The sequence below is a fragment of the Halomonas urmiana genome, assembly GCF_005780185.1.
Taxonomy (GTDB): domain Bacteria; phylum Pseudomonadota; class Gammaproteobacteria; order Pseudomonadales; family Halomonadaceae; genus Halomonas; species Halomonas urmiana.
On record NZ_VBUI01000008.1, the window covers coordinates 1 to 22,737 of the forward strand.

Below are 22,737 nucleotides of genomic sequence, written 5' to 3' on the forward strand. Positions count from 1 at the left end.
GCTCGAAGCTCGAAGCTCGAAGCTCGAAGCTCGAAGCTCGAAGCTCGAAGCTCGAAGCTCGAAGCTCGAAGCTCGAACACAGGATGAGCTTCTCTCCACGCGCAACGCAAACACCCCCACAGCATCGCTACGGGGGTGTTCTCTTCAAGCTTCAGGCTTCCAGGCGCGAAGCGCCGCTCTTCCGGCTTACTGGCTATCCCGGATCACATCGGTGCCGTCGGGGATGGCGAAGTCGAAACGACCGGGCTCCAGCCGCTCGTTCATGCGCACGTTATCGAAGCCGATGGCGGTGCGCTGCCCGGTGCTGTCGGTCATCTGCAGCATGGCCAGCGCCTCGCCGCGGAAGGTCATCTTCAGCTCCTCGAACAGGGTGTCGGGATCCTTCGGCACCAGGATGAAGGTCTCGCTGGCCCCCTGCTGCTGACGGGTGACCTCGTAGCTGTCGGTCAGCTCGTCGGCGCTACCGGAGAGCAGCAGGGCCGGGGTGTGAGTCACGCGCTGATCGAGCGGCTGCACCGTGGCCTGCTCGAGGTCGGGGTCGTAGAGGATGACCTCCTCGCCACCGGAGACCACCAGCTGCTCGTAGGGCGCTTCGACCTCCCAGCGGAACTTGCCAGGACGCGACAGCCACATGCGCCCACGCGCCTCCTGCAGGCGCTGGCCGCTACCGTCGAGGATCTGCTGCTCGAAATCGGCCGCGTAGGTCTGCAGCGGTTCGAGAATCGCCGCCAGGCGATCGGCGCCTTCACTGGCCAGCGCCGACATCGGCACGGCAAGCGACATGGTCAGCGCGGCGAGGGTCTTCTTGATGCTCATCGTCTCTGTCTCCCTGGACGGGTCCATCATGACATCCTGCCATTCGGACCCTAGAGGCCCCGACGGGTTGCACCCCCGCCGGGGCTTCCATCATTGGTGCATGATTGCGGCGCGTCAGTCGTTCACCGGGGGCGGCGCCAGCACCTCGCGGGCACCGTTGGTGCCCATGGTGGAGACCACGCCGGCCATCTCCATCGACTCGACCAGCCGTGCGGCGCGGTTGTAGCCGATCTTGAAGCGACGCTGGACCGCCGAGATGGAGGCGCGCCGGCTCTCGGTGACGAAGGCCACCGCCTCGTCGTAGAGCGCATCCTGCTCGGCGTCGCTGTCGCCACCGCCCCCCTCGGCTTCCAACCCGGCCAGGGCCTCGGCGGAAACGCCCCCGGAGAGGATCTCGTCGATGTATTCCGGCTCGCCGCGGCGCTTCCAGTCCTCGACCACCCGGTGCACCTCGTCGTCGTCGACGAAAGCGCCGTGCACGCGGGTCGGCATGCCGGAGCCGGCGGGCAGGTAGAGCATGTCGCCGTGCCCCAGCAGGTTCTCGGCGCCGCCCTGGTCGAGGATGGTGCGCGAATCGACCCGCGAGGAGACCTGGAAGGCCATGCGGGTGGGGATATTGGCCTTGATCAGGCCAGTCACCACGTCCACCGACGGGCGCTGGGTGGCGAGAATCAGATGGATACCAGCGGCACGGGCCTTCTGGGCCAGGCGGGCGATCAGCTCCTCGACCTTCTTGCCGACGATCATGAACATGTCGGCGAACTCGTCGATCACCACCACGATATAGGGCAGCTTCTCGAGCACCGGCGGCGCCTGGTGCATCTCCCAGGGCTGGGGCTCCCACAGCGGGTCGGCCACCTGGGCGCCAGCCCGCTCGGCCTCGTCGAGCTTGGCGTTGAAGCCGGCGATGTTGCGCACGCCCATGGACGCCATCAGCTTGTAGCGGCGCTCCATCTCGGCCACGCACCAGCGCAGGGCGTTGGCCGCCTCCTTCATGTCGGTGACCACCGGCGCCAGCAGGTGCGGGATGCCATCGTAGACCGAAAGCTCCAGCATCTTGGGGTCGACCATGATCATGCGCACCTCATCGGGCGTCGCCTTGAGCAGCATGGAGATCAGCATGGCGTTGACCCCCACCGACTTACCCGAGCCGGTGGTCCCGGCCACCAGCAAGTGGGGCATCTTGCCCAGGTTAGCCACCACCGGGCCGCCACCGATGTCCTGGCCCAGGGCCAGGGTCAGCGCCGAGGCCTCGTGCTGGTAGCGATCGGAATCGATCACCTCACGCAGGCGGATCATCGCCCGGTGCGGATTGGGGATCTCGATGCCCACGGTGGGGCGACCCGGGATCACCTCCACCACCCGCACGCTCTTGACCATCAGCGAGCGCGCCAGGTCCTTGGCCAGGTTGCTGATCTTGGAGACCTTCACCCCGGCGGCCGGCTTGATCTCGAAGCGCGTGATCACCGGCCCCGGCCAGGTGTCGACCACCTCGGCCCGGACCCCATATTCGCGCAGCCGCGTCTCGAGCAGCTCGGCCATCTCGGCGAGCTGCTGCTCCGTGTAGTTGCGCTGCTGGGGCTCCGGCGGCGTCAGCAGGCGCATGCTCGGCAGCTCGCCATCGGGCTCCGGCAGATCGTCGAACATCGGCCGCTGACTCTGCAGATGCTCCACGGTCCATAGCGCCGGACCCTCGGGCTCGTCGGCAGCCTCGCGCCCCTGTTCGGCGCTCGCCACGCGGGGCGCGTCGTCATGCGCGCCAGGCGCGAGGACGCCCACGACCGGCTCATCCTCTTCCTCGGCGGGCTCGGGAGGCGCCATGCCGGGATCCCACCGAGCCGGCGTCTCGGCGGGGACATACGGCTCTTCGCGGTTCGCTCGAAGGGCGTCGCGTGCCGCCTCGGGAGCTTCACGAACCGTCTCGGGAAGTTCACGAACCGCAGGAGAAGCAAGGAACGGCTCCGAGGCCTCCTCGTCGAGCTCAGCGTCCTCACCCTGCCAGTCGGCGAGCCGCGGCTCGTACCGCCGTGACTCGTTTCGCCGGGGCTCGCGAGCGGGCGAATGCGGCGAGGCCCCCGAGGAGGCACGCGCGACGGGCGGCTCCTCGATGTCTTCGGCGTCGTGCCGAGTGACCTCCCGGACGTCGTCCTGAGCGTTGCCCCGGGCATCGACGGACGCCTCGCGCGGGGCGTCCAGGCGATCCTCGTCACGCTGTGCCCGCAGGGCCGGCCCCTGCCAGGCCGGCATCACCTCGTCGTCATCGGGCAGCACCGGCTCGGGGATCGTCTCCGGCCGACGCGGCGCGCTTGGCGCCTCGGCGGCGGGCTCGCCGCGAGAGCGCTCGGGTGCCACGCTTTCGGCGGAGGCCCGCGAGGCCGGCGTCTCGCGGCGCGGCGCCTCGGGAGGCGTGACGTCGACCCGCGGCTCCTGGGCCATGCGCGCCGCGTAGGCGGCCTCGGGGCGTTTGGCCGACGGCGTGCGCGCGGGTACCTCCCAGGGGATATCGGTCTCGCCGTCGTCGCCGAAGCCGGGGGCGCGACGCCCGCCCTGATCGGTCGCCAGGGCCGGCTCGGCATCGCGACGCCGGCCACCGACCAGCCGCCGCCACCAGGATGGCCGCTCCTCGGTCTCGCCGGAGTCCGCAGGCTTCGTCTCGCGCGCCTGCTGGTCGAGGTCGCTTCGCTCGGCGCGTCGTTCCCGCGACAGCCCGAACCGATCGACCACCCAGCGCCACCCCAGCAGGCTGCGACCGCCCAGCTCGTCCATCACCGTCAACCAGGAGAGACCGGTAAACAGGGGAAAGCCGCAGAGCATGGCCGCCACCGAGAGCAGGCCGGTGCCGCCCGACCCCACCAGCGGCAGCAGCGCACCGACCAGCCCCTCCCCGAGGATCCCGCCCGTCGAGTAGGGCAAGGGGCCTTCGGGGCGATAGAAGTGCAGCGCGCCCAGGGTGGTGGTGCCCAGCAACAACAGCAACAGCCCCCCGCAGCGCACCGCCAGGGCGGTGGGGTCCCACTCGAAACGCACCTGCCGTGAACGGATCAGCCACCAGGCGGCGAACCCGAGCATGCCGGGCCACCACAAGGCGCTCACGCCAAACAGCGAATAGAGCACGTCGGCGAGCCAGGCGCCGATGGCGCCCATCCAGTTGGCAACCTCGGTTTCCGGGCCGCTGCTCGACCAGCCGGGATCGTCCCCACGAAAGCTGTAGAGCGCCAGCAGCAGGAACACGCAGGCGGCCAACAGCAGGATCACCACGCCCTCGCGAGTCGCCCCCTGCAGCCGCAAGCCAAAGCGCTTGGCCGTCGCCCTGGCATTCGCCGCCGTCGCCCGACGCGACGAGGACCTTTTCTTGACACTCAAGCGGCCACCTCCCTTGCGCCCATATGGCGTATTGCGGATGTCATGCGACAATCATACCGAGCAAGCGCTCACCATCACAGGGGCCCGCGCACCTTGAGCCCTGCCCCCCGGCGCGGCAGACTGGGCGAGCCGCCAACGAGGAAGAGGCCCCATGCTGCCGTGGCTACCCGCCCATGCCGTCCATTTCCCCCCTGTCGAGTCCGCGCTGCGCGACCCCGACGGCCTGCTGGCCGCGGGCGGCGCCTTGACCCCGGCCTGGCTGCTGGCCGCCTATCGCCACGGCATCTTCCCCTGGTTCGGCGACGATCAGCCGATCCTGTGGTGGAGCCCGGACCCCCGCATGGTGCTAGTGCCCGGCGAGATCCGCGTCAGGCGAAGCCTCGCCAAACGGCTGCGCAACGCCGGCTTCACCATCACCGCTAACCGCGCCTTCGAGGCGGTGGTGACGGCCTGCTCGGCCCCGCGCAACGGCCAGCCAGGCACCTGGATCACCGACGAGATGCGCACGGCCTACGGGCAACTTCACGCGCTGGGGGCGGCCCACTCGGTGGAAGTATGGCGCGACGACGCCCTGGTCGGCGGCCTCTACGGCATCGCGCTGGGACCGGTGTTCTTCGGCGAATCGATGTTCTCCCGGGTACCGGACGCCTCCAAAGTCGCCCTGGTGCAGCTGGCCCGCGCCATGGCCGCTGGCGACGGTCGGCTGATCGACTGCCAGATGCATACCGACCATCTGGCAAGCCTGGGCGCCCGGGACATCGCCCGCCGCGAGTTCATCGACTATCTTGATCAGTGCCTGGGTGACCCCGTGCATGGCCGCCGGAAAGCGGCCACGAACGTGCCGGCCCCCACCTGGACCTTCGATACGATCGGCACCGCAGGATGACCGGGCCGGGGACTCCCCGGAGCCGGAGCATGAAGTAGAGGAGATGGCAGCCTTGAGCAGCAACGCCCCCCGACAGCCGGTCAGGGATCTGCGCTTCTTCCTGACCGTGCCCCACGCCTGCAGCTACCTGGCAGGGCGTGAGGCGACCACGCTGTTTCTCGATCCCCAGGAGGCACCGGGCCAGGGCGTGTACGATGCCCTGGCACTGCTCGGCTTTCGTCGCAGCGGCCGCCACCTCTACCGTCCGCACTGCGATGCCTGCAGCGCCTGCATCTCGGTGCGCATCCCGGTGGAGGCGTTCTCGCCGAACCGGACCCAGCGCAAGCTGATGAACCGCAATGCCGATCTCAGCCTGCACGTGCGCCCCGCCCTCTTCGATGCCGAGCACTATGCCCTCTATGCGCACTACGTCAGGACCCGCCACGCCGATGGCGACATGTACCCGCCGAGCCACGAGCAGTACCGCACCTTCCTGACCCTCGATCAACCCTATGCCCGGCTGCTGGAGTTTCGCCTCGACGGTCGACTGGTGGCCGTCTCGGCCTTCGATCAGCTCGAGCATGGCCTCTCGGCCATCTACACCTTCTTCGATCCCGCGCCCGAGCTGGAGCGCCGCTCCCTGGGCACCCTGGCCGTGCTGTGGCTGGTGCGGCGCGCCCTCGATCAGGGACTCCCGCATGTCTATCTCGGCTACTGGATCCGCGAGTGTCGCAAGATGAGTTACAAGCAGGCCTTCCAGCCGCTGGAGATGCTCGACGGTCGCCACTGGCGACGCCTGATCACGACGCGATAGGCGCAGGCAAGCCAGGGTTCCTTTGCCATGAAGAGCGGCATGCGGCACAATATCGCGCTATCCTGTCGGCACGGGTGGACCAGCCGCGACATCGCGCCGCCTGTTTTTTGTCATCATCAGCGAGGAACCGCCTATATGGCACGTGAAGACCATATCGAAATGGAAGGCGTCGTCGTCGATACCCTTCCCAACACCATGTTCCGCGTCGAGCTCGAGAACGGCCACGTGGTGACCGCCCATATCTCTGGCAAGATGCGCAAGCACTACATCCGCATCCTCACCGGCGACAAGGTCAAGGTCGAGCTGACCCCCTACGACCTGTCCAAGGGCCGCATCGTCTACCGCGCCCGCTGAGCGCCGATCGGGCCACCAGGGCCCGGACGCCGCTCGAGTGCCGGCCGCCTCCGCGTCCGCCACCTCCTCCCGCATCACGCCCGAACGAACAACGCCCCGTCCGAAGACAGGGCGCTGTGCTGGATTAGCCGACCGAACTCCCGTCAGGGCGCGTCGGCAAGCTCAGACTCCGTGGCCAGGTGCAGCTCGCCGTCTTCCACGCTGACGTGCACCACGCCGCCGTGCTCGGCGAGCTCCCCGAACAGGATCAGCTCGGCCAACGGTTTCTTGAGTTTCTCCTGAATCAGACGAGCCATCGGGCGTGCCCCCATATCGGGGTCGTAGCCCTTCTCGGCCAGCCACTCCCGCGCCGCATCGTCCACGTCCAGCTGGACACGCTTCTCATCGAGTTGCGCCTGCAGCTCCACCAGGAACTTGTCCACCACGTTGCGCACCACCGAGGTGGGCAGGGCATGGAACTGGATGATGCCGTCCAGGCGGTTGCGGAACTCCGGCGAGAAGGTCTTGCGGATCACCTCCATGGCATCCGTGGAGTGGTCCTGGGTCTGGAAGCCGATGGAGCGCCGTGTGGCCTGCTCGACCCCGGCGTTGGAGGTCATGATCAGGATCACGTGGCGGAAGTCCGCCTCGCGGCCATTGTTGTCGGTCAAGCGGCCATGGTCCATGACCTGCAGCAGCAGGTTGAAGACCTCGGGATGCGCCTTCTCGATCTCGTCGAGCAGCAGCACGCAGTGGGGCTGCTTGGTGATCGCCTCGGTCAGCAGCCCGCCCTGGTCGTACCCGACGTAGCCGGGAGGCGCGCCGATCAGCCGCGACACGGTGTGACGCTCCATGTACTCGGACATGTCGAAGCGCACCAGCTCAATGCCCATGATATGGGAGAGCTGCCGGGCCACCTCGGTCTTGCCCACACCGGTCGGGCCGGCGAACAGGAAGCTGCCCACCGGCTTGTCCGGCGCCTTGAGGCCGGCCCGCGACAGCTTGATCGCCGCGGCGAGGCTGTCGATGGCCTCGTCCTGGCCGAACACCAGCATCTTGAGATCGCGGTCGATGTTGGCCAGCAGCTTGCGATCGGAGCTGGAGACGCTCTTCGGCGGGATCCGCGCGATGGAGGCCACCACCGCCTCGACCTGGTCGACGTCGATGGTATCCACGCGCACCTCCGGCGGCAGAAGCCGCTGGTGGGCGCCGGCCTCGTCGATCACGTCGATCGCCTTGTCGGGCAGGTGCCGGTCGTTGATGTAGCGATCCGACAGCCGTGACGCACTCTCCAGGGCCGCGTCGGTGTACTTCAACTGGTGATGCTCCTCGAAGCGAGAGCGCAGCCCCTTGAGGATGCGGGTGGTGTCCTCCACCGAGGGCGCCATCACGTCGACCTTCTGGAAGCGCCGCGCCAGGGCCCGATCCTTTTCGAAGATACCGCGATACTCTTGGAAGGTGGTGGAGCCGATGCAGCGCAGCTCGCCCGAGGAGAGCAGCGGCTTAAGCAGGTTGGAGGCATCCATCACCCCGCCGGAGGCGGCGCCTGCGCCGATCACCGTGTGGATCTCGTCGATGAACAGGACAGCGTTGGGCTGCTTGCGCAGCTCGGCCAACAGGTTCTTCAGGCGCTTCTCGAAGTCGCCGCGGTACTTGGTGCCGGCCAGCAGCGCGCCCATGTCCAGCGAATAGACCACGGCGTCGCTGATCACCTCGGGCACGTCCTCCTCGACGACGCGCTTGGCCAGCCCCTCGGCGATGGCGGTCTTGCCGACCCCGGCCTCGCCGACCAACAGCGGGTTGTTCTTGCGTCGCCGCGCCAGGATCTGCACCACCCGCTCGAGCTCATGGTCGCGACCGATCAGCGGATCGATCTTGCCCATTCTTGCCTGCTCGTTGAGGTTGGTGGCGTAGCTGGTCAAGGGGTTGGAGCCCGTCTCGGCTCCCCCTTCCTCGGCCTCCTCGGCCTCGGGCGAGGGCGAGGGCGAGGCCTGACTCTGGCCGTGCCCGGCCACCTTGGAGATGCCATGGGCGATGTAGTTGACGGCATCGACCCGGGCCACGTTCTGCTGCTTGAGGAAGTAGACCGCCTGGCTCTCCTGTTCGGAGAAGATCGCCACCAGCACATTGGCGCCGGTGACCTCGCTCTTGCCGGACGACTGGACATGGAAGACCGCGCGCTGCAGCACGCGCTGGAACCCCAGGGTCGGCTGAGTCTCCCGGTCAGACTGATCCTCGGGGATCAGCGGCGTGGTGGAATTGATGAAATCCTGCAGGTCGGACCGCAGCTTGTCGAGGTTGGCCCCGCAGGCGCGCAGCACGTCCGCCGCCGAGGCGTTGTCGAGCAGCGCCAGCAGCAGGTGCTCCACGGTCATGAACTCGTGGCGCTTGGAGCGAGCCACGGTGAAGGCCGTGTTCAGGGTCAGTTCAAGTTCTTTACTCAGCATGGCAGTCCCCTTCTCGCCGCTCAGGGCTTCGCGTCGGATCGTTCGTGGTCCGGCATCATCAACATTCGGGTACAAATGGCAGCGTTGCAAGTCTCCCGTCAACGCTTGACCGTCATACGCCCTCTTCGACCATGCCGCTCAGTCCACCGCCTCGATGTCGCACAGCAGCGGATGCTGACACTCTCTTGCATATTGATTGACCTGATGGCTTTTGGTTTCCGCAATGTCGTGAGTGAAGACGCCACAGGTCGCTTTGCCGCGGGTGTGAACGGTCAGCATGACCTGGACCGCCGTCTCGCTGTCCATATGGAAAAAGGTCTGCAGCACCTCGACCACGAACTCCATGGGCGTGAAGTCGTCGTTGTGCAGCACCACCTTGTACATCGAAGGGCGCGCGACTTCGGGGTCGGCATGCTGCACCGCCAGGTCGCCATCGTCCTCCTCCTCGGGGCTGCCGGGGCCTTGTGGGCCAGGCGTCTCAGGTCCCGGCGGTCGTGTCATGCCTGCCGTCGGGAAGGCCAGCCACGCTCGCCCCATCACCTCATCGTCTCTACTGAACATAAGAGCCACTATCCATCTCGACAAGCCGCGCGCGGCGATCATCTCAACCGTGTTTGGACGCCGCCGCGCCGGCAGGGTTCATCACCATGGTTCGTTATGGGAACAGCCGAACGCAAAGAACCCCCGCCCGCCTGGCGGCGGACGGGGGCCCCGGGCTCGGCAACGCGATTACATGTTGTCGGCGACGGCCTGGCCGAACTCGGAGCACTTCAGCAGCTTGGCATTGTCCATCTGGCGATGGAAGTCATAGGTGACCTCGCCCTTGGAGATGGCCTTCTCCATGCCCTTGAGCACGAGATCGGCGGCCTCGGCCCAGCCCATGTGGCGCAGCATCATCTCGGCGGAGAGAATCAGCGAGCCCGGGTTGACCTTATCCTGACCGGCGTACTTCGGCGCGGTGCCGTGGGTAGCCTCGAACATGGCGGTCGTGTCGGAGATGTTAGCGCCCGGCGCAATGCCGATACCGCCCACCTCGGCCGCCAGGGCGTCGGAGATGTAGTCACCGTTCAGGTTCAGGGTGGCGATGACGTCATACTCGGCCGGGCGCAGCAGGATCTGCTGCAGCATCGCATCAGCGATGACGTCCTTGATGACGATTTCCTTGCCGGTCTTGGGGTTCTTCATGGTCATCCAGGGACCGCCGTCGAGCAGCTCGGCACCGAACTCTTCCTTGGCGAGCTCGTAGCCCCAGTCCTTGAAGGACCCCTCGGTGAACTTCATGATATTGCCCTTGTGCACCAGGGTCAGCGACTCACGGTCGTTGTCGATGGTGTACTGCAGGGCCTGGCGCACCAGACGCTTGGTGCCCTCGACGGAAACCGGCTTGACGCCGATGCCGCAGTTCTCCGGGAAGCGGATGTTCTGGACACCCATCTCCTCGCGCAGGAACTTGATGACCTTGTCGGCCTCCGGAGTGCCGGCCTTCCACTCGATGCCAGCGTAGATGTCCTCGGAGTTCTCGCGGAAGATCACCATGTCGACGTCACCGGGCTTCTTGACCGGGCTCGGCACGCCCTCGAACCACCGCACCGGGCGCTGGCAGACGTAGAGATCGAGCTTCTGACGCAGGGCAACGTTCAGGGAGCGAATGCCGCCCCCCACCGGCGTGGTCAGTGGGCCCTTGATGGAGACCACGTAGTCCTTGACCGCCTCCAGAGTCTCTTCCGGCATCCAGGTGTCGGCATCATAGACGTGAGTGGCCTTCTCGCCGGCGTAGACTTCCATCCAGTGGATCTTGCGCTCGCCGTTGTAGGCCTTCTGCACGGCGGCATCGATGGCGATCATCATCGCCGGGGTCACGTCGATACCGATGCCGTCACCCTCGATGTACGGGATGATCGGATTGTTCGGCACGTTCAGGGTGTTGTCGGCGTTGGTGGTGATCTTCTGGCCACTCTCAGGAACGACGATCTTATTGAACCCCATGGCGAACTCCCCTTTTTGGACTGTTCAGTGGAGCCCGGAGTGTAGCACTCCCCTCCACCGGGAGTCAGCTTCGCGGGACATTTGTCGACAATCTTGGTAGACTCGCCGCCATCCGCCGGGTCGCCCGCGCCTGGCACCCCCACTCCATGCCACCGCAGCGACCAGAGAGATCAACGCCCCATGTCCCAAACGCCGAAGATTATCTACACGTTCACCGACGAAGCGCCTGCGCTGGCGACCCACTCGCTGCTACCGATCATCGACGCCTTCACCGACGCCGCCGGCATCGACGTGGAAACTCGCGACATCTCCCTGGCGGCACGGATTCTCTCGCTGTTTCCCGACTACCTGGCCGAAGACCAGCGCGTCGAGGACCACCTCGCCGAACTGGGCGCCCTGGCCAAGACGCCGGAAGCCAACATCATCAAGCTGCCCAACATCAGCGCGTCCATGCCGCAGCTTCATGAGGCCATCAAGGAGCTGCAGGGACAGGGCTATCCCGTGCCAGACTACCCGTACGAGCCGAATAGCGACGAAGAGCGAGACATCCAGGCGCGCTACAACAAAGTTAAAGGGAGCGCCGTCAACCCGGTGCTGCGTGAAGGCAACTCCGACCGCCGTGCGCCCAAGGCCGTCAAGGCCTATGCCCGCAAGTACCCGCACCACATGGGCGAGTGGAGCCAGGCCTCGCGCAGCCACGTCTCTCACATGCACGGCGGCGACTTCTACCACGGCGAGCAGTCGATGACCCTGGATCGCGCCCGCAACGTGAAGATGGAGCTGATCACCAAGAGCGGCCAGGCGCGCGTGCTCAAGCCCGAGATCTCGCTGCAGGAGGGCGAGGTCATCGACAGCATGTTCATGAGCAAGAAGGCGCTGCTCGAGTTCTACGAGCGGGAGATCGAGGATGCGCGCCAGACCGGCGTGATGTTCTCCCTGCACGTCAAGGCGACGATGATGAAGGTCTCGCACCCCATCGTGTTCGGCCACTGCGTGAAGATCTTCTACAAGGACGCCTTCGAGAAGCACGGCGAGCTGTTCGATGAGCTGGGCGTCGACGTCAACAACGGCATGGCGAATCTCTACGAGAAGATCGACACCCTGCCCGAGACCCAGCGCGAGGAGGTCATCCGCGACCTGCACGCCTGTCACGATCAGCGGCCGGAACTGGCCATGGTGGACTCGGCGCGCGGCATCACCAACTTCCACTCGCCCAGCGATGTGATCGTGGACGCCTCGATGCCTGCCATGATTCGTGCCGGCGGCAAGATGTACGGTGCCGACGGCCGCCTCAAGGACGTCAAGGCAGTGATGCCGGAGTCGACCTTCGCGCGCATCTACCAGGAGATGATCAACTTCTGTAAGTGGAATGGCGCCTTCGACCCGGCCACCATGGGCACCGTGCCCAACGTCGGCCTGATGGCCCAGAAGGCCGAGGAGTATGGCTCCCACGACAAGACCTTCGAGGCCCCGGAAGCCGGTGTCGCCAACATCACCGACCTGGAGACCGGCGAGGTGCTGCTCTCCCAGACCGTCGAAGAGGGCGATATCTGGCGGATGTGCCAGGTCAAGGATGCGCCGATCCGCGACTGGGTAAAGCTGGCGGTGGAGCGCTGCCGCGACTCCGGTATGCCGGCCGTATTCTGGCTCGATCCCTATCGTCCGCACGAGAATGAACTGATCAAGAAGGTCAGGGCCTACCTCGCCGAGCACGACACCGACGGCCTCGACATCCAGATCATGTCCCAGGTCCGGGCCATGCGCTACACCCTCGAGCGTGTCGTTCGCGGCCTCGACACCATCTCGGTGACCGGCAACATCCTGCGCGACTACCTCACCGACCTGTTTCCGATCCTGGAGCTGGGCACCAGCGCCAAGATGCTCTCCATCGTGCCGCTGATGGCCGGTGGTGGCATGTTCGAGACCGGGGCCGGCGGCTCGGCACCCAAGCACGTCCAGCAGCTCATCGAGGAGAACCACCTGCGCTGGGATAGCCTCGGCGAATTCCTCGCCATGGGGGCCTCCCTGGAGCACCTAGCCAAGCAGTTCGGCAACCCTCGCGCGACCCTGCTGGCCGAGGCGCTGGACAAGGCCACCGGTGAGTTCCTCGAGCACAACAAGTCGCCCTCCCGCAAGGCGGGCGAACTGGACAACCGCGGCAGCCACTTCTATCTCGCCCTCTATTGGGCCCAGGCCCTGGCGGCCCAGGACGAGGATGCCGAACTCAAAACACTCTTCACCCGCCTGGCCGAGACGCTGACGGCCAACGAGGCGACCATTCTCGAAGAGCTGAACGGCGTGCAGGGGCAGCCGGTGGACATCAAGGGCTACTACCATGCAGACCCCGAGCTGGCGCGTGCCGTCATGCGCCCCAGCAAGACCCTGAACAAGGCCCTGGCGCTGGTCGCCCAGGGCTGAAGGTAGCACCCCGAGCCGACCCGTTACCCTTCACGGGCGGCCCCTCCGGCTCCCGTCCGCCCCTTGGCGGAGGGGAGCCGTTGCGTTGTAGCATCAGGCATTGCTTGGCGTCAGGCGCTCGGTATAGTGGAAGAAGACGATGAACCTTTACCTGTTGCACAAGCCCTACCGCATGCTCTCCCAGTTCACCGACCGCCGTGTCGATGAAGCGGAGCGCCGCGCTACCCTGGCCGATGTCATCTCGGTGCCGGACATCTACGCCGCCGGACGACTGGACTACGACTCCGAGGGGCTACTACTGCTCAGCGACGATGGCGCGCTGATTCACCGCATCAGCCACCCCCGTCAAAAGCAGCCCAAGACCTATCGCGTGCAGGTGGAAGGCAGCCCCGACGAGGACGCCCTGCAGGCGCTGCGCGACGGCGTCACCCTCAAGGACGGCCGGACCCGGCCGGCGAAGGTCCGCCGGCTCGCCTCGAGCGAACTGGCCGAGCGCACCCCGCCCGTGGATCCCAGGCGTCACCCCGTCACTACCTGGCTGGAGCTGACCATCAGCGAGGGGCGTAACCGACAGGTGCGGCGCATGACCGCCCACGTCGGCCACCCCACCCTGCGCCTGGTGCGCGTGGCCATCGGCCCCTGGCGGCTGGACGGCCTGGCGCCCGGGGAGTGGCGCCGCGAGCCCCTGCATGCCCCCAAGCCGCCGGCCCAGCGCCGCCGCCCGCCGAGGAGACGCCCATGAGCCGCTGGCACCCCTTCGTCACCGTGGCTACCGTGGTGGAACGCGCCGGCCGCTTCCTCATCGTCGAGGAGGACCGCGGCGGACCCGAGACCCTGTTCAACCAGCCCGCCGGTCACCTGGAACCCGACGAGCGCATCCGCGACGCCGCCCTGCGTGAGCTACGCGAGGAGACCGCCTGGCAGGTCGGCATCACCGACTACCTCGGCATGTACGTCTACCACACGCCCGACGGCCTGACCTTCCACAGCCACGGCTTCTTCGGCATGGCGCTGGCGCATCTCGGCAACGAGCTGGACCCGGCCATCCTCGCCGTGCACTGGCTGACCCTCGAGGAGCTCGAGGCGCTGGAGCGCGAGGGTCGCCTGAGAAGTCCCCTGGTGATGCGGCGCATCCGCGATGCCCTGGCGAGCCGCTTCTACCCCATGGACGTGATCCATGAGCGCTGAGCGGCCAAGCGGCCAAGCCGAGGCTCAAGTAGAAAGTAAAAAGTAACGGCCCCCCTTGTTCCTTGTTCCTTGGAACTTGGCGGCTCGGCGCACGGCGCTCGTATCATGTATAATCCCAGCCCATTTGCGACACACTCAATCCGAGAGCGCCCATGACCGCCACCACAGGCAAGGTGATCGTCGGCATGTCCGGCGGCGTCGACTCCTCCGTGTCCGCCCTGCTGCTGCTCGAGCAGGGGTACGAGGTCGAAGGCCTGTTCATGAAGAACTGGGACGAGGACGACGGCACGGAGTACTGCACCGCCAAGGAGGACCTGGCGGATGCCGAGGCCGTGTGCCAGAAACTCGGCATCACGCTGCACACCGCCAACTTTGCCGCCGAATACTGGGACAACGTCTTCGAGCACTTCCTGGCCGAATACCAGGCGGGCCGCACCCCGAACCCGGACATCCTCTGCAACCGCGAGATCAAGTTCAAGGTGTTCCTCGAGTACGCCGAGATGCTCGGTGCCGAGAAGATCGCCACCGGCCACTATGTTCGTGAAGGGCAGGTGCGCGGTCATCTCGATGGCAACGAACGCCCAAGACTGCTCAGAGGCCTCGACGCCAACAAGGACCAGAGCTACTTCCTGCACGCTGTGCCGGAGGCCGCCATCGCCCGCACCCTCTTCCCGGTGGGCGAGCTCGAGAAACCCGAGGTGCGCGCCATCGCCGAGCGCCACGACCTAGTCACCGCGCGCAAGAAGGACTCGACCGGGATCTGCTTCATCGGCGAGCGCCGCTTCAGCGACTTCCTCAAGCAGTACCTGCCCGCCCAGCCCGGCGTGATCGAGACGCCCGCGGGCGAGGTGATCGGCGAGCACATGGGCCTGATGTACTACACCCTGGGCCAGCGCCAGGGGCTCGGCATCGGCGGGCTCGCCGATCACCCCGACGCGCCCTGGTACGTGGCCGCCAAGGATCTCACGCGCAACGTGCTCGTCGCCGTGCAGGGCAAGCACCACCCGCTGCTCTATACCGACAGCCTGGCCACCGAGGCCATGGACTGGGTGGCCGGCGAGGCCCCCGCTGCCGAGGGTCGCCTCACCGCCAAGACCCGCTATCGCCAGGCCGACGTGCCCTGTACGTTCCGCACGCGGGAAGATGGCGGCGTCGAGGTGCGCTTCGACGATCCCCAGCGTGCCGTGACGCCGGGGCAGTCGCTGGTGCTCTACGACGGCGATATCTGCCTGGGCGGCGGCGTGATCCACACCACCTGGAACGCCACGGAGCCCGGACAATGACCGCCTCGACCCCGATCCACCGTGCCCCGGACACGCCGGCCGCTCGCCAGGCCCTGGCGCTGGCCGGGGTCTTTCAGGCCGCCTATCTGGTCGACGAGCTCGCCCGCACCGGACAGACCGACCAGCGCGCCTGGGAGACCCTGATCCGCGCCACCCTGGACACCAACCCGGAGAGCTTCGAGGCGATCTACGGCGGCCACCCCAACAACCTGCGCCAGGGCCTCGAGGTGCTCGAGGGCGTGGTCGGCCGCCAGCAGGTCAATCCGGTGGTGCTGCGCTACGGCTTCTCGCTACTAATGCTGATGAATCAGCTGCGTACCAACGACGCCATGATGGACGATCTGGGGACGCGCCTGACGCGCATCCAGGGTCAGGCCGAGCACTTCGGCGCGACCCACGAGAACGTCATCTCGAGCCTCGGCGAGGCCTACCAGGAGACGCTCTCGATGCTCAAGACACGGATCGTCGTCCAGGGCGACCCCTCGCTGCTGCAAAGCCGCATGATGCCGGAGCGCGTTCGCGCCATCCTGCTCGCCGGCATCCGCTTCGCCTTACTCTGGCATCAGCAGGGGGGCCGGCGCTGGAAGCTGGTCTTCCAGCGCGGCGCCTTGAAGAAAGCCCTGGACCAGCTGGGCTGATCCGCCTTTTCATCACCCCCGTTACCACCCCTCGACCGGAATCCGACCCATGCAAGCCGCTCCCCTGCCTCTCTCCGCCCTCACCGCCCTCTCTCCCGTCGATGGCCGTTACGAGTCCAAGGCCGCCGCCCTGCGCGAGCACTTCAGCGAGTTCGGGCTGATCCGCGCCCGGGTCATCGTCGAGATCCGCTGGCTGGAGTGCCTCGCCGAGCACCCGCAAATCACCGAGGTGCCTAGGCTCTCCGCCGAGGCCACCGCGCACCTCGAGGCCCTGCTGCGCGACTTCTCGCTGGCGGATGCCGAGCGCATCAAGACCATCGAGCGCACCACCAACCACGACGTCAAGGCGGTGGAGTACTTCATCAAGGAGAAGATCGCCGACCAGCCAGAGCTGCATGCGGTCACCGAGTTCGTGCACTTCGCCTGCACTAGCGAGGACATCAACAACCTCTCCCACGGCGTGATGCTGACCGACGGCCTCAAGGTGCTGCTGCCGATGATGCACCGGGTCGCCGACGAGATCGCCCGCCTGGCCGAGGAGCACGCCGCCCAGCCGATGCTCTCGCGCACTCACGGCCAGACCGCGAGCCCCACCACGCTCGGCAAGGAGATGGCCAACGTCGCCTACCGCCTGCGTCGCCAGCTCAAACAGATCGAGACGGTCGAGATCTTCGGCAAGATCAACGGCGCGGTGGGTAACTACAACGCCCACCTCACCACCTACCCCGAGGTGGACTGGGAAGCCAATGCCCAGCGCTTCGTCGAGGGGCTGGGCCTGACCTTCAACCCCTACACCACCCAGATCGAGCCCCACGACTACATCGCCGAACTGTTCGATGCGGTCTGCCGTTTCAACACCATCCTCATCGACTTCGATCGCGATGTCTGGGGCTACATCTCGCTGGGCTACTTCAAACAGCGCACCGTGGCCGGTGAGATCGGCTCCTCGACCATGCCTCACAAGGTCAACCCGATCGACTTCGAGAACTCCGAGGGCAACCTGGGGCTCGCCAACGCCGTGCTCGGCCACCTGGCTCAGAAGCTGCCGATCTCCCGTTGGCAACGCGATCTCACCGACTCCACTGTGCTGCGCAACCTCGGCGTGGGCCTGGCCTACGGCATGATCGCCTACCAGGCCTCGCTCAAGGGCATCTCCAAGCTCGAGGCCAACCCGACGCGCCTGGCTGAGGACCTCGACAACAGCTGGGAGGTGCTCGCCGAGCCGATCCAGACCGTGATGCGCCGCTACGGCATCGAGAAGCCCTACGAGAAGCTCAAGGAGCTGACTCGCGGCAAGCGCATCGACCAGACCGGTTTCGCCGCCTTCATCGATACCCTCGAGCTGCCCGCCGAGGTGAAGAGCGAGCTCAAGGCACTCAGCCCGGCCAGCTACATCGGCAACGCCAGCGAGCAAGCTCGCAAGCTCTAAGCTGGAAGCTGGAAGCTGGAAGCTGGAAGCTGGAAGCTGGAAGCTGGAAGCTGGAAGCTGGAAGCTGGAAGGCAGCATGCCGCCTTCTGCCGGGAGAGCAAGAGGGTACTTCCAGCTTCACGCTCAAGCCCGCGAAGCGGGCGCTCTTCCAGCTTCACGCTATGGCCCGGTTGCTTACCCATCCCATTCGAGTCCCAGGATCCTTATGTCAACCGATACGCCCCTGCCCATGCTCGGCGGCCTCTCTGCCGCCGAGTTCCTGCGCGACCACTGGCAGCGCAAGCCGCTGCTGATCCGCGGCGCCTTCCCCGACTTCCAGTGCCCCCTCGCCCCCGATGAGCTGGCCGGCCTGGCCTGCGAGGAGAACATCGAGGCCCGCCTGGTCGAGGAGCGCGGTCCCAAAGGCCCCTGGCAGGTCAGCCACGGCCCCTTCAGTGATGCCACCTTCGCCCGGCTGCCCGAGCGCGACTGGACCCTACTGGTGCAGGCCGTGGATCACTACGTGCCCGAGGTCGCCGCGCTGCTCGAGCACTTCACCTTCCTGCCACGCTGGCGCCTCGACGACGTCATGATCAGCTACGCGCCGCCTGGCGGCAGCGTCGGCCCCCACGTCGACCAGTACGACGTCTTCCTGCTCCAGGGCCAGGGCACCCGGCGCTGGCAGCTCGGCGGCCAGGTGTCTGACGAGGCGCCGATCCTTGCGGGCATCGACCTGCGCATCCTCGAGCGCTTCGAGGTTGAGGCCGACCAGGACTGGGTCCTGGAGCCAGGCGACATGCTCTACCTCCCCCCCGCCTGGGCTCACCACGGCGTCAGCCAGTCCGACGACTGCCTGACGCTCTCGGTCGGCTTCCGCGCGCCCTCGGCCGACGAGGCCATCACCTCCTACGCCGACTACCTCGGCGAGCAGCTGCCGGCCTCACGACGCTACGCCGACGCCGGCATGGCGCCTCCGGCGGACCCCGCCGAGCTCGACGATGCCGCCGTGGCCCGCATGCGCCAGCTGATCCTCGACACCCTCGACGATCCAGCCCAGCTGGCCCAGTGGTTCGGTCGGGTGATGACCCAACCCAAGTACGCCGACCAGCTGGTCCCCACCGAGACGCCGACCGAGGCCGAGGAGCTTGTCACCGCACTACAGGAGGGCGAGCAGCTGGTGCGCAGCCCCGGCTCGCGCTTCGCCTGGCGGGCCCTGGACGAGACGCGGGCGACGCTGTTTGCCGACGGCGACGGCGTGGTATGCGCCCTACCGCTGGCTCGCACGCTGGCCTCCGACGCTCCCCTGAACGCGGCGCTGCTGGCCTTCCCGGAGGCGCCCGCACTGCTCGCCGCCCTGCGCGATGCCGGCAGCCTCGCCTGGACCGACGAGTTCGAGGAGTAGCAAGGAGCAAGGGGCAAGGGGCAAGGGGCAAGGGGCAAGGGGCAAGGGAACCATGATCCGGCCGGGAGGGGCCCATCATGCATAAGAAAAGCGTGGAAATTCGTGAAGGAAGCTGGGAGGCCCTTGGCCCCGAAGCCACCGCGATTCGTCGCGTCGTCTTCATCGAGGAGCAGCGCGTCCCCGCCGAGGAGGAGTGGGACGGGCGCGACAGCGCCTGTCGCCACTTCCTGGCCCTGCAGGACGGCCGCCCGGTAGGCACCGCGCGGCTGCTGCCCGACGCCCACATCGGTCGGGTGGCGGTGCTTGCCGAGGCTCGAGGCAGCGGCATCGGGGTGGCCTTGATGCAGGCCGCCATCGAGGCCGCCCGTCGCGACGGCCACCCTAGGGTGGAACTCGCCGCCCAGACCCACGCCCTGGCCTTCTACGAGCGGCTGGGCTTCGAGGCCGTCGGTGGCGAGTTCATGGACGCCGGTATTGCGCACCGCAACATGCACCTCCCGCTGCAGGATTGAGCCGAGTCCCGCCATGTCCTTCTCGGCATTCGACTACACGAAAGGCGGCGCCCACCGCCCTCCTGTAGTCGAGTTACAACGCCTTCTGCACCCAAGGGGGAATGGTGAACGCCCGTCATACGGGGCCATAGTGGAATCCATGGCGAGGGAGGCAGGGTCGCCGATCAGCTGCCTCAGCGGCATGAAGGATCCTCCCTCCTCACTCTCGCCGGGGTTCGACCAAGGCCGTAGAGACAACCCGACGGCACTGGTGGAACCTGAAGACACTTCGCAGATGCAGCATAAGGCTTTCCGGATTCACAGGCTTGGCCGAATGATGCAGCAGGCGACCTTGGCGACGCGCAGCGACGGATGGCTGCGATCGTGAGATTCCACTCCTGACCTGAAGGATGGCCCCATGACGACATACAAAGACGAACTCAAGGCACTGGCTCAACTGCGCGAAGCCCAGCAAGGCAAGTGGGACAATGTCAACCCTGAGCACGCCGCCCGCATGCGGGTACAGAATCGCTTTCAGACCGGCCTGGACATCGCCCGCTACACCGCGAAGATCATGCGCGAGGACATGGCCGCCTACGACGCCGACAGCTCACAGTACACCCAGTCGCTGGGCTGCTGGCACGGCTTCATCGGCCAGCAGAAGCTGATCTCCATCAAGAAGCACTTCAACACCACCAAGCGCTCCTACCTCTACCTTTCCGGCTGGATGGTCGCCGCGCTGCGCTCCGAGTTCGGCCCGCTGCCCGACCAGTCCATGCACGAGAAGACCAGCGTGCCGTCGCTGATCGAGGAGCTCTACACCTTCCTTCGCCAGGCAGACACCTGGGAGCTGAACCACCTGTTCCGCGACCTGGAAGAGGCGCACAAGGCCGGTGACCAGGCCAAGGCCGACGAGGCCATGGCGAAGATCGACGGCTTCGAGACGCACGTCGTGCCGATCATCGCCGACATCGATGCCGGCTTCGGCAATGCCGAGGCCACTTACCTGCTGGCCAAGAAGATGATCGAGGCGGGCGCCTGCTGCATCCAGATCGAAAACCAGGTCTCCGACGAGAAGCAGTGCGGCCACCAGGCCGGCAAGGTCACCGTGCCCCACGAGGACTTCATCGCCAAGATCAACGCCGTGCGCTACGCCTTCCTGGAGCTCGGCGTCGAGGATGGCGTGATCGTCGCTCGCACCGACTCCCTGGGCGCCGGCCTGACCCAGAAGATCGCCGTGACCAACGAGCCGGGCGACCTGGGCGATCAGTACAACAGCTACCTGGACGGCGACGAGATCGCCAGTGCCTCCGACATCAACAACGGCGACGTGGTCATCAAGCAGGACGGCAAGCTGGTCAAGGTCAAGCGCCTGGCTTCCGGTCTCTACGAGTTCAAGCCGGGCACCGGCGAGGATCGGGTGGTGCTAGACTGCATCACCAGCCTGCAGAACGGCGCCGACCTGCTGTGGATCGAGACCGAGAAGCCCCACGTCGGCCAGATCGCCGGCATGGTCAACCGCATCCGCGAGGTCTGCCCGGACGCCAAGCTGGTCTACAACAACTCGCCGTCCTTCAACTGGACCCTGAACTTCCGCCAGCAGGTCTTCGACGCCTGGGAGCAGGAAGGCAAGGACGTCTCCGCCTACGAGCGCGCCGACCTGATGAATGCCAAGTACGACGAGACCGAGCTTGGGCAGCTGGCCGACGAATGGACCCGCAACTTCCAGCGCGACGGCGCCCGCGAGGCCGGGATCTTCCACCACCTGATCACCCTGCCGACCTACCACACCGCGGCCCTGTCGACCGACAACCTGGCCAAGGGCTACTTCGGCGACGAGGGCATGCTGGCCTACGTGGCGGGCGTGCAGCGCAAGGAGATCCGCGAGGGCATCGCCACCGTCAAGCACCAGGACATGGCCGGCTCCAACATCGGCGATGACCACAAGGAGTTCTTCCACGGCGAGGCGGCCCTCAAGGCCGGAGGCAAGGACAACACCATGAACCAGTTCGGCTGAGGAGGCGGGCCCGATCGCCCCAGGACAATCGCCTGGGCCGATCGCTGCCCCTCATCGCTAACCCCGGGGAGGCCTTCATGGCCTCCCTTTTTTCATGCGGATTGTTTTTTGCTGATTGTTTTCATACTGCTCGCCTCGCCCCGGCGCTACACTCGCCATCATCATGGCCAGAACGCTGGCCAAGCCCCCTCGCGATGGGTAGACTCATTAGCGAACACTGTCCATTAACCTTTGGCCGTCCCTGTATGGCTGAGTGTTCCTCAAGGACATCAAGGAGATCTCCTCATGAAGCGCTTTCTTCCCGTTCTCGCCCTGAGCGTCCTGACGCTGGCCGGTTGCGCCAACACCTCGCCCTACTCCGGCAACGTCTATAGCGGCAACCAGGCCAAGGCGGCCCAGTCCGTCACCTTCGGCACCATCACCGCCCTGCGCCAGGTGCAGATCCAGGCCGACAGCCGTGCCGGCGGGCTGATCGGTACCGGCGGCGGCGCGGTGATCGGCGGCCTGCTGGGCAATCAGGTCGGCGGCGGTTCGGGCCGCACCCTCGCCACGGCGGCCGGGGTGATCGCCGGCAGCCTGGCCGGCTCCAAGGTCGAGGAGTCCAGCAACCTGATTCCGGCCTGGGAAATCGAGATCCGCCAGGACAACGGCCAGAGCGTGGTCATCGTCCAGAAGGCCGACCAGAATTTCCAGGTGGGCCAGCGCGTGCGCATCATCGGCAGCGGCGCAAGCGCCAGCGTTGCGCCCTACTGAGGGCGGTGAGGTCAGGGGCGGCCTGATCGCCATGAACGGATTGGCAAGACACTGACCGACATGAAAAGGCCCGCGGAGCGCTCCGCGGGCCTTTTTCAATGCATCAATGCTGGAGGGCGTGTCAGCGTGAACGCCTCGCCTCTCGCGACAGGCTCAGCCGGGGACTCAGTGCTGCACCTTGTTGACGACCCAGCCGGCCAGCTTGGTGCCGATCAACGCCAGCACGCCGATGATGATCAGGGTGAGCAGCAGGTCGACCGGCTGCACCACGGCGGTGGCGACCAGCACCGCGAGCGCCGGACACCAGACCCAGCGGTCGTCCTCGCTGCGTAGCACGGCGGGCAGCAGCCCATCGAGCCCACGGTTGATCGAGGCATCCCAGCGTTTTAGCAGCAGCGTCAGGACGACGGCGAAGGCGATCAGCCAAATCAGGATCGGGGTCATGGCATTCTCCAGGTAAAGGGGCGAACGTAAGGGGCAGAAATCTCGGTCTGTCAGGGTATCCCCGCCCGATG

General features: G+C 66.5%; 19 protein-coding genes. 13 read left to right on the plus strand and 6 right to left on the minus strand.

What is annotated here, in order from left to right:
- Positions 1-186: 186 nt before the first annotated feature.
- Both lolA and FEI13_RS06390 read right to left on the minus strand, forming a co-directional pair.
- Positions 187-816, minus strand: a complete 630-nt coding sequence (gene lolA, locus FEI13_RS06385) for an outer membrane lipoprotein periplasmic chaperone LolA (protein WP_138180536.1) — start codon at positions 814-816, stop codon at positions 187-189.
- Between the two features lie 114 nt (positions 817-930).
- On the minus strand, positions 931-4,179 hold the full coding sequence (locus tag FEI13_RS06390; protein WP_138180538.1) for a DNA translocase FtsK: 3,249 nt from the start codon (positions 4,177-4,179) through the stop codon (positions 931-933).
- A 151-nt stretch (positions 4,180-4,330) separates the two neighbouring features.
- Here FEI13_RS06390 and aat point away from each other — a divergent pair, with 151 nt between their 5' ends.
- The 3 genes from aat to infA all read left to right on the plus strand — a co-directional run bounded on the left by aat (position 4,331) and on the right by infA (position 6,212).
- A complete protein-coding gene (gene aat, locus FEI13_RS06395) occupies positions 4,331-5,065 on the plus strand; it encodes a leucyl/phenylalanyl-tRNA--protein transferase (RefSeq protein ID WP_138180540.1) in 735 nt (244 codons plus the stop codon).
- Between the two features lie 52 nt (positions 5,066-5,117).
- A complete protein-coding gene (locus FEI13_RS06400) occupies positions 5,118-5,858 on the plus strand; it encodes an arginyltransferase (protein ID WP_138180542.1) in 741 nt (246 codons plus the stop codon).
- A gap of 135 nt (positions 5,859-5,993) precedes the next feature.
- A complete protein-coding gene (infA, locus tag FEI13_RS06405; protein ID WP_040185975.1) occupies positions 5,994-6,212 on the plus strand; it encodes a translation initiation factor IF-1 in 219 nt (72 codons plus the stop codon).
- Positions 6,213-6,355: 143 nt separating this feature from the next.
- Here infA and clpA read toward each other — a convergent pair whose 3' ends face one another.
- The 3 genes from clpA to icd form a co-directional block, all read right to left on the minus strand.
- Positions 6,356-8,638: an ATP-dependent Clp protease ATP-binding subunit ClpA gene (gene clpA, locus FEI13_RS06410; RefSeq protein WP_138180544.1), complete on the minus strand. Its 2,283-nt coding sequence runs from the start codon at positions 8,636-8,638 to the stop codon at positions 6,356-6,358.
- Between the two features lie 138 nt (positions 8,639-8,776).
- The gene (clpS, locus tag FEI13_RS06415) at positions 8,777-9,139 is read right to left on the minus strand and encodes an ATP-dependent Clp protease adapter ClpS (RefSeq protein WP_138180546.1); all 363 of its coding nucleotides are present in this window, start codon (positions 9,137-9,139) and stop codon (positions 8,777-8,779) included.
- A gap of 228 nt (positions 9,140-9,367) precedes the next feature.
- Positions 9,368-10,624 carry an NADP-dependent isocitrate dehydrogenase gene (gene icd, locus FEI13_RS06420; protein WP_138180548.1) on the minus strand — a complete coding sequence of 419 codons (1,257 nt, stop codon included), beginning with the start codon at positions 10,622-10,624 and terminating at the stop codon, positions 9,368-9,370.
- Positions 10,625-10,804: 180 nt separating this feature from the next.
- Between icd and FEI13_RS06425 the strand changes: the two genes are divergently transcribed.
- From FEI13_RS06425 to FEI13_RS06470, 10 genes are all read left to right on the plus strand, one after another.
- Entirely contained in the window at positions 10,805-13,042 is a 2,238-nt protein-coding gene (locus FEI13_RS06425) for an NADP-dependent isocitrate dehydrogenase (protein ID WP_138180550.1), read from the plus strand.
- 139 nt (positions 13,043-13,181) lie between these two features.
- The gene (locus FEI13_RS06430; RefSeq protein WP_138180552.1) at positions 13,182-13,784 is read left to right on the plus strand and encodes a pseudouridine synthase; all 603 of its coding nucleotides are present in this window, start codon (positions 13,182-13,184) and stop codon (positions 13,782-13,784) included.
- The gene (locus FEI13_RS06435; protein ID WP_138180554.1) at positions 13,781-14,230 is read left to right on the plus strand and encodes an NUDIX domain-containing protein; all 450 of its coding nucleotides are present in this window, start codon (positions 13,781-13,783) and stop codon (positions 14,228-14,230) included. Before FEI13_RS06430 ends, FEI13_RS06435 begins: the two co-directional genes overlap by 4 nt.
- 152 nt (positions 14,231-14,382) lie before the next feature.
- Positions 14,383-15,513, plus strand: a complete 1,131-nt coding sequence (gene mnmA / locus FEI13_RS06440; RefSeq protein WP_138180556.1) for a tRNA 2-thiouridine(34) synthase MnmA — start codon at positions 14,383-14,385, stop codon at positions 15,511-15,513.
- On the plus strand, positions 15,510-16,151 hold the full coding sequence (gene hflD / locus FEI13_RS06445) for a high frequency lysogenization protein HflD (RefSeq protein WP_138180558.1): 642 nt from the start codon (positions 15,510-15,512) through the stop codon (positions 16,149-16,151). Before mnmA ends, hflD begins: the two co-directional genes overlap by 4 nt.
- Positions 16,152-16,215: 64 nt before the next feature.
- The gene (gene purB / locus FEI13_RS06450) at positions 16,216-17,580 is read left to right on the plus strand and encodes an adenylosuccinate lyase (protein WP_138180752.1); all 1,365 of its coding nucleotides are present in this window, start codon (positions 16,216-16,218) and stop codon (positions 17,578-17,580) included.
- 205 nt (positions 17,581-17,785) lie between these two features.
- Positions 17,786-18,961 carry a cupin domain-containing protein gene (locus FEI13_RS06455; RefSeq protein WP_138180560.1) on the plus strand — a complete coding sequence of 392 codons (1,176 nt, stop codon included), beginning with the start codon at positions 17,786-17,788 and terminating at the stop codon, positions 18,959-18,961.
- Positions 18,962-19,038: 77 nt separating this feature from the next.
- Positions 19,039-19,473 (plus strand): GNAT family N-acetyltransferase, encoded by a 435-nt coding sequence (locus tag FEI13_RS06460; protein WP_138180562.1) that lies wholly within the window; start codon positions 19,039-19,041, stop codon positions 19,471-19,473.
- Positions 19,474-19,870: 397 nt separating this feature from the next.
- Positions 19,871-21,469, plus strand: a complete 1,599-nt coding sequence (locus FEI13_RS06465; RefSeq protein WP_138180564.1) for an isocitrate lyase — start codon at positions 19,871-19,873, stop codon at positions 21,467-21,469.
- A gap of 285 nt (positions 21,470-21,754) precedes the next feature.
- Positions 21,755-22,222: an outer membrane lipoprotein gene (locus FEI13_RS06470; protein WP_138180566.1), complete on the plus strand. Its 468-nt coding sequence runs from the start codon at positions 21,755-21,757 to the stop codon at positions 22,220-22,222.
- A gap of 165 nt (positions 22,223-22,387) precedes the next feature.
- Here the strand turns inward: FEI13_RS06470 and FEI13_RS06475 are convergent, their stop codons facing one another.
- Positions 22,388-22,666: a hypothetical protein gene (locus tag FEI13_RS06475; RefSeq protein ID WP_138180568.1), complete on the minus strand. Its 279-nt coding sequence runs from the start codon at positions 22,664-22,666 to the stop codon at positions 22,388-22,390.
- Between the last annotated feature and the right edge of the window lie 71 nt (positions 22,667-22,737).

Coding starts and splice junctions, on each gene's coding strand:
- lolA (WP_138180536.1), bottom strand. CDS start 816: ATGAGCATCAAGAAGACCCTCGCCGCGCTGACCATGTCGCTTGCCGTG.
- aat (WP_138180540.1), top strand. CDS start 4,331: ATGCTGCCGTGGCTACCCGCCCATGCCGTCCATTTCCCCCCTGTCGAG.
- infA (WP_040185975.1), top strand. CDS start 5,994: ATGGCACGTGAAGACCATATCGAAATGGAAGGCGTCGTCGTCGATACC.
- clpA (WP_138180544.1), bottom strand. CDS start 8,638: ATGCTGAGTAAAGAACTTGAACTGACCCTGAACACGGCCTTCACCGTG.
- clpS (WP_138180546.1), bottom strand. CDS start 9,139: ATGACACGACCGCCGGGACCTGAGACGCCTGGCCCACAAGGCCCCGGC.
- icd (WP_138180548.1), bottom strand. CDS start 10,624: ATGGGGTTCAATAAGATCGTCGTTCCTGAGAGTGGCCAGAAGATCACC.
- FEI13_RS06425 (WP_138180550.1), top strand. CDS start 10,805: ATGTCCCAAACGCCGAAGATTATCTACACGTTCACCGACGAAGCGCCT.
- FEI13_RS06430 (WP_138180552.1), top strand. CDS start 13,182: ATGAACCTTTACCTGTTGCACAAGCCCTACCGCATGCTCTCCCAGTTC.
- FEI13_RS06435 (WP_138180554.1), top strand. CDS start 13,781: ATGAGCCGCTGGCACCCCTTCGTCACCGTGGCTACCGTGGTGGAACGC.
- mnmA (WP_138180556.1), top strand. CDS start 14,383: ATGACCGCCACCACAGGCAAGGTGATCGTCGGCATGTCCGGCGGCGTC.
- hflD (WP_138180558.1), top strand. CDS start 15,510: ATGACCGCCTCGACCCCGATCCACCGTGCCCCGGACACGCCGGCCGCT.
- FEI13_RS06455 (WP_138180560.1), top strand. CDS start 17,786: ATGTCAACCGATACGCCCCTGCCCATGCTCGGCGGCCTCTCTGCCGCC.
- FEI13_RS06460 (WP_138180562.1), top strand. CDS start 19,039: ATGCATAAGAAAAGCGTGGAAATTCGTGAAGGAAGCTGGGAGGCCCTT.
- FEI13_RS06465 (WP_138180564.1), top strand. CDS start 19,871: ATGACGACATACAAAGACGAACTCAAGGCACTGGCTCAACTGCGCGAA.
- FEI13_RS06470 (WP_138180566.1), top strand. CDS start 21,755: ATGAAGCGCTTTCTTCCCGTTCTCGCCCTGAGCGTCCTGACGCTGGCC.
- FEI13_RS06475 (WP_138180568.1), bottom strand. CDS start 22,666: ATGACCCCGATCCTGATTTGGCTGATCGCCTTCGCCGTCGTCCTGACG.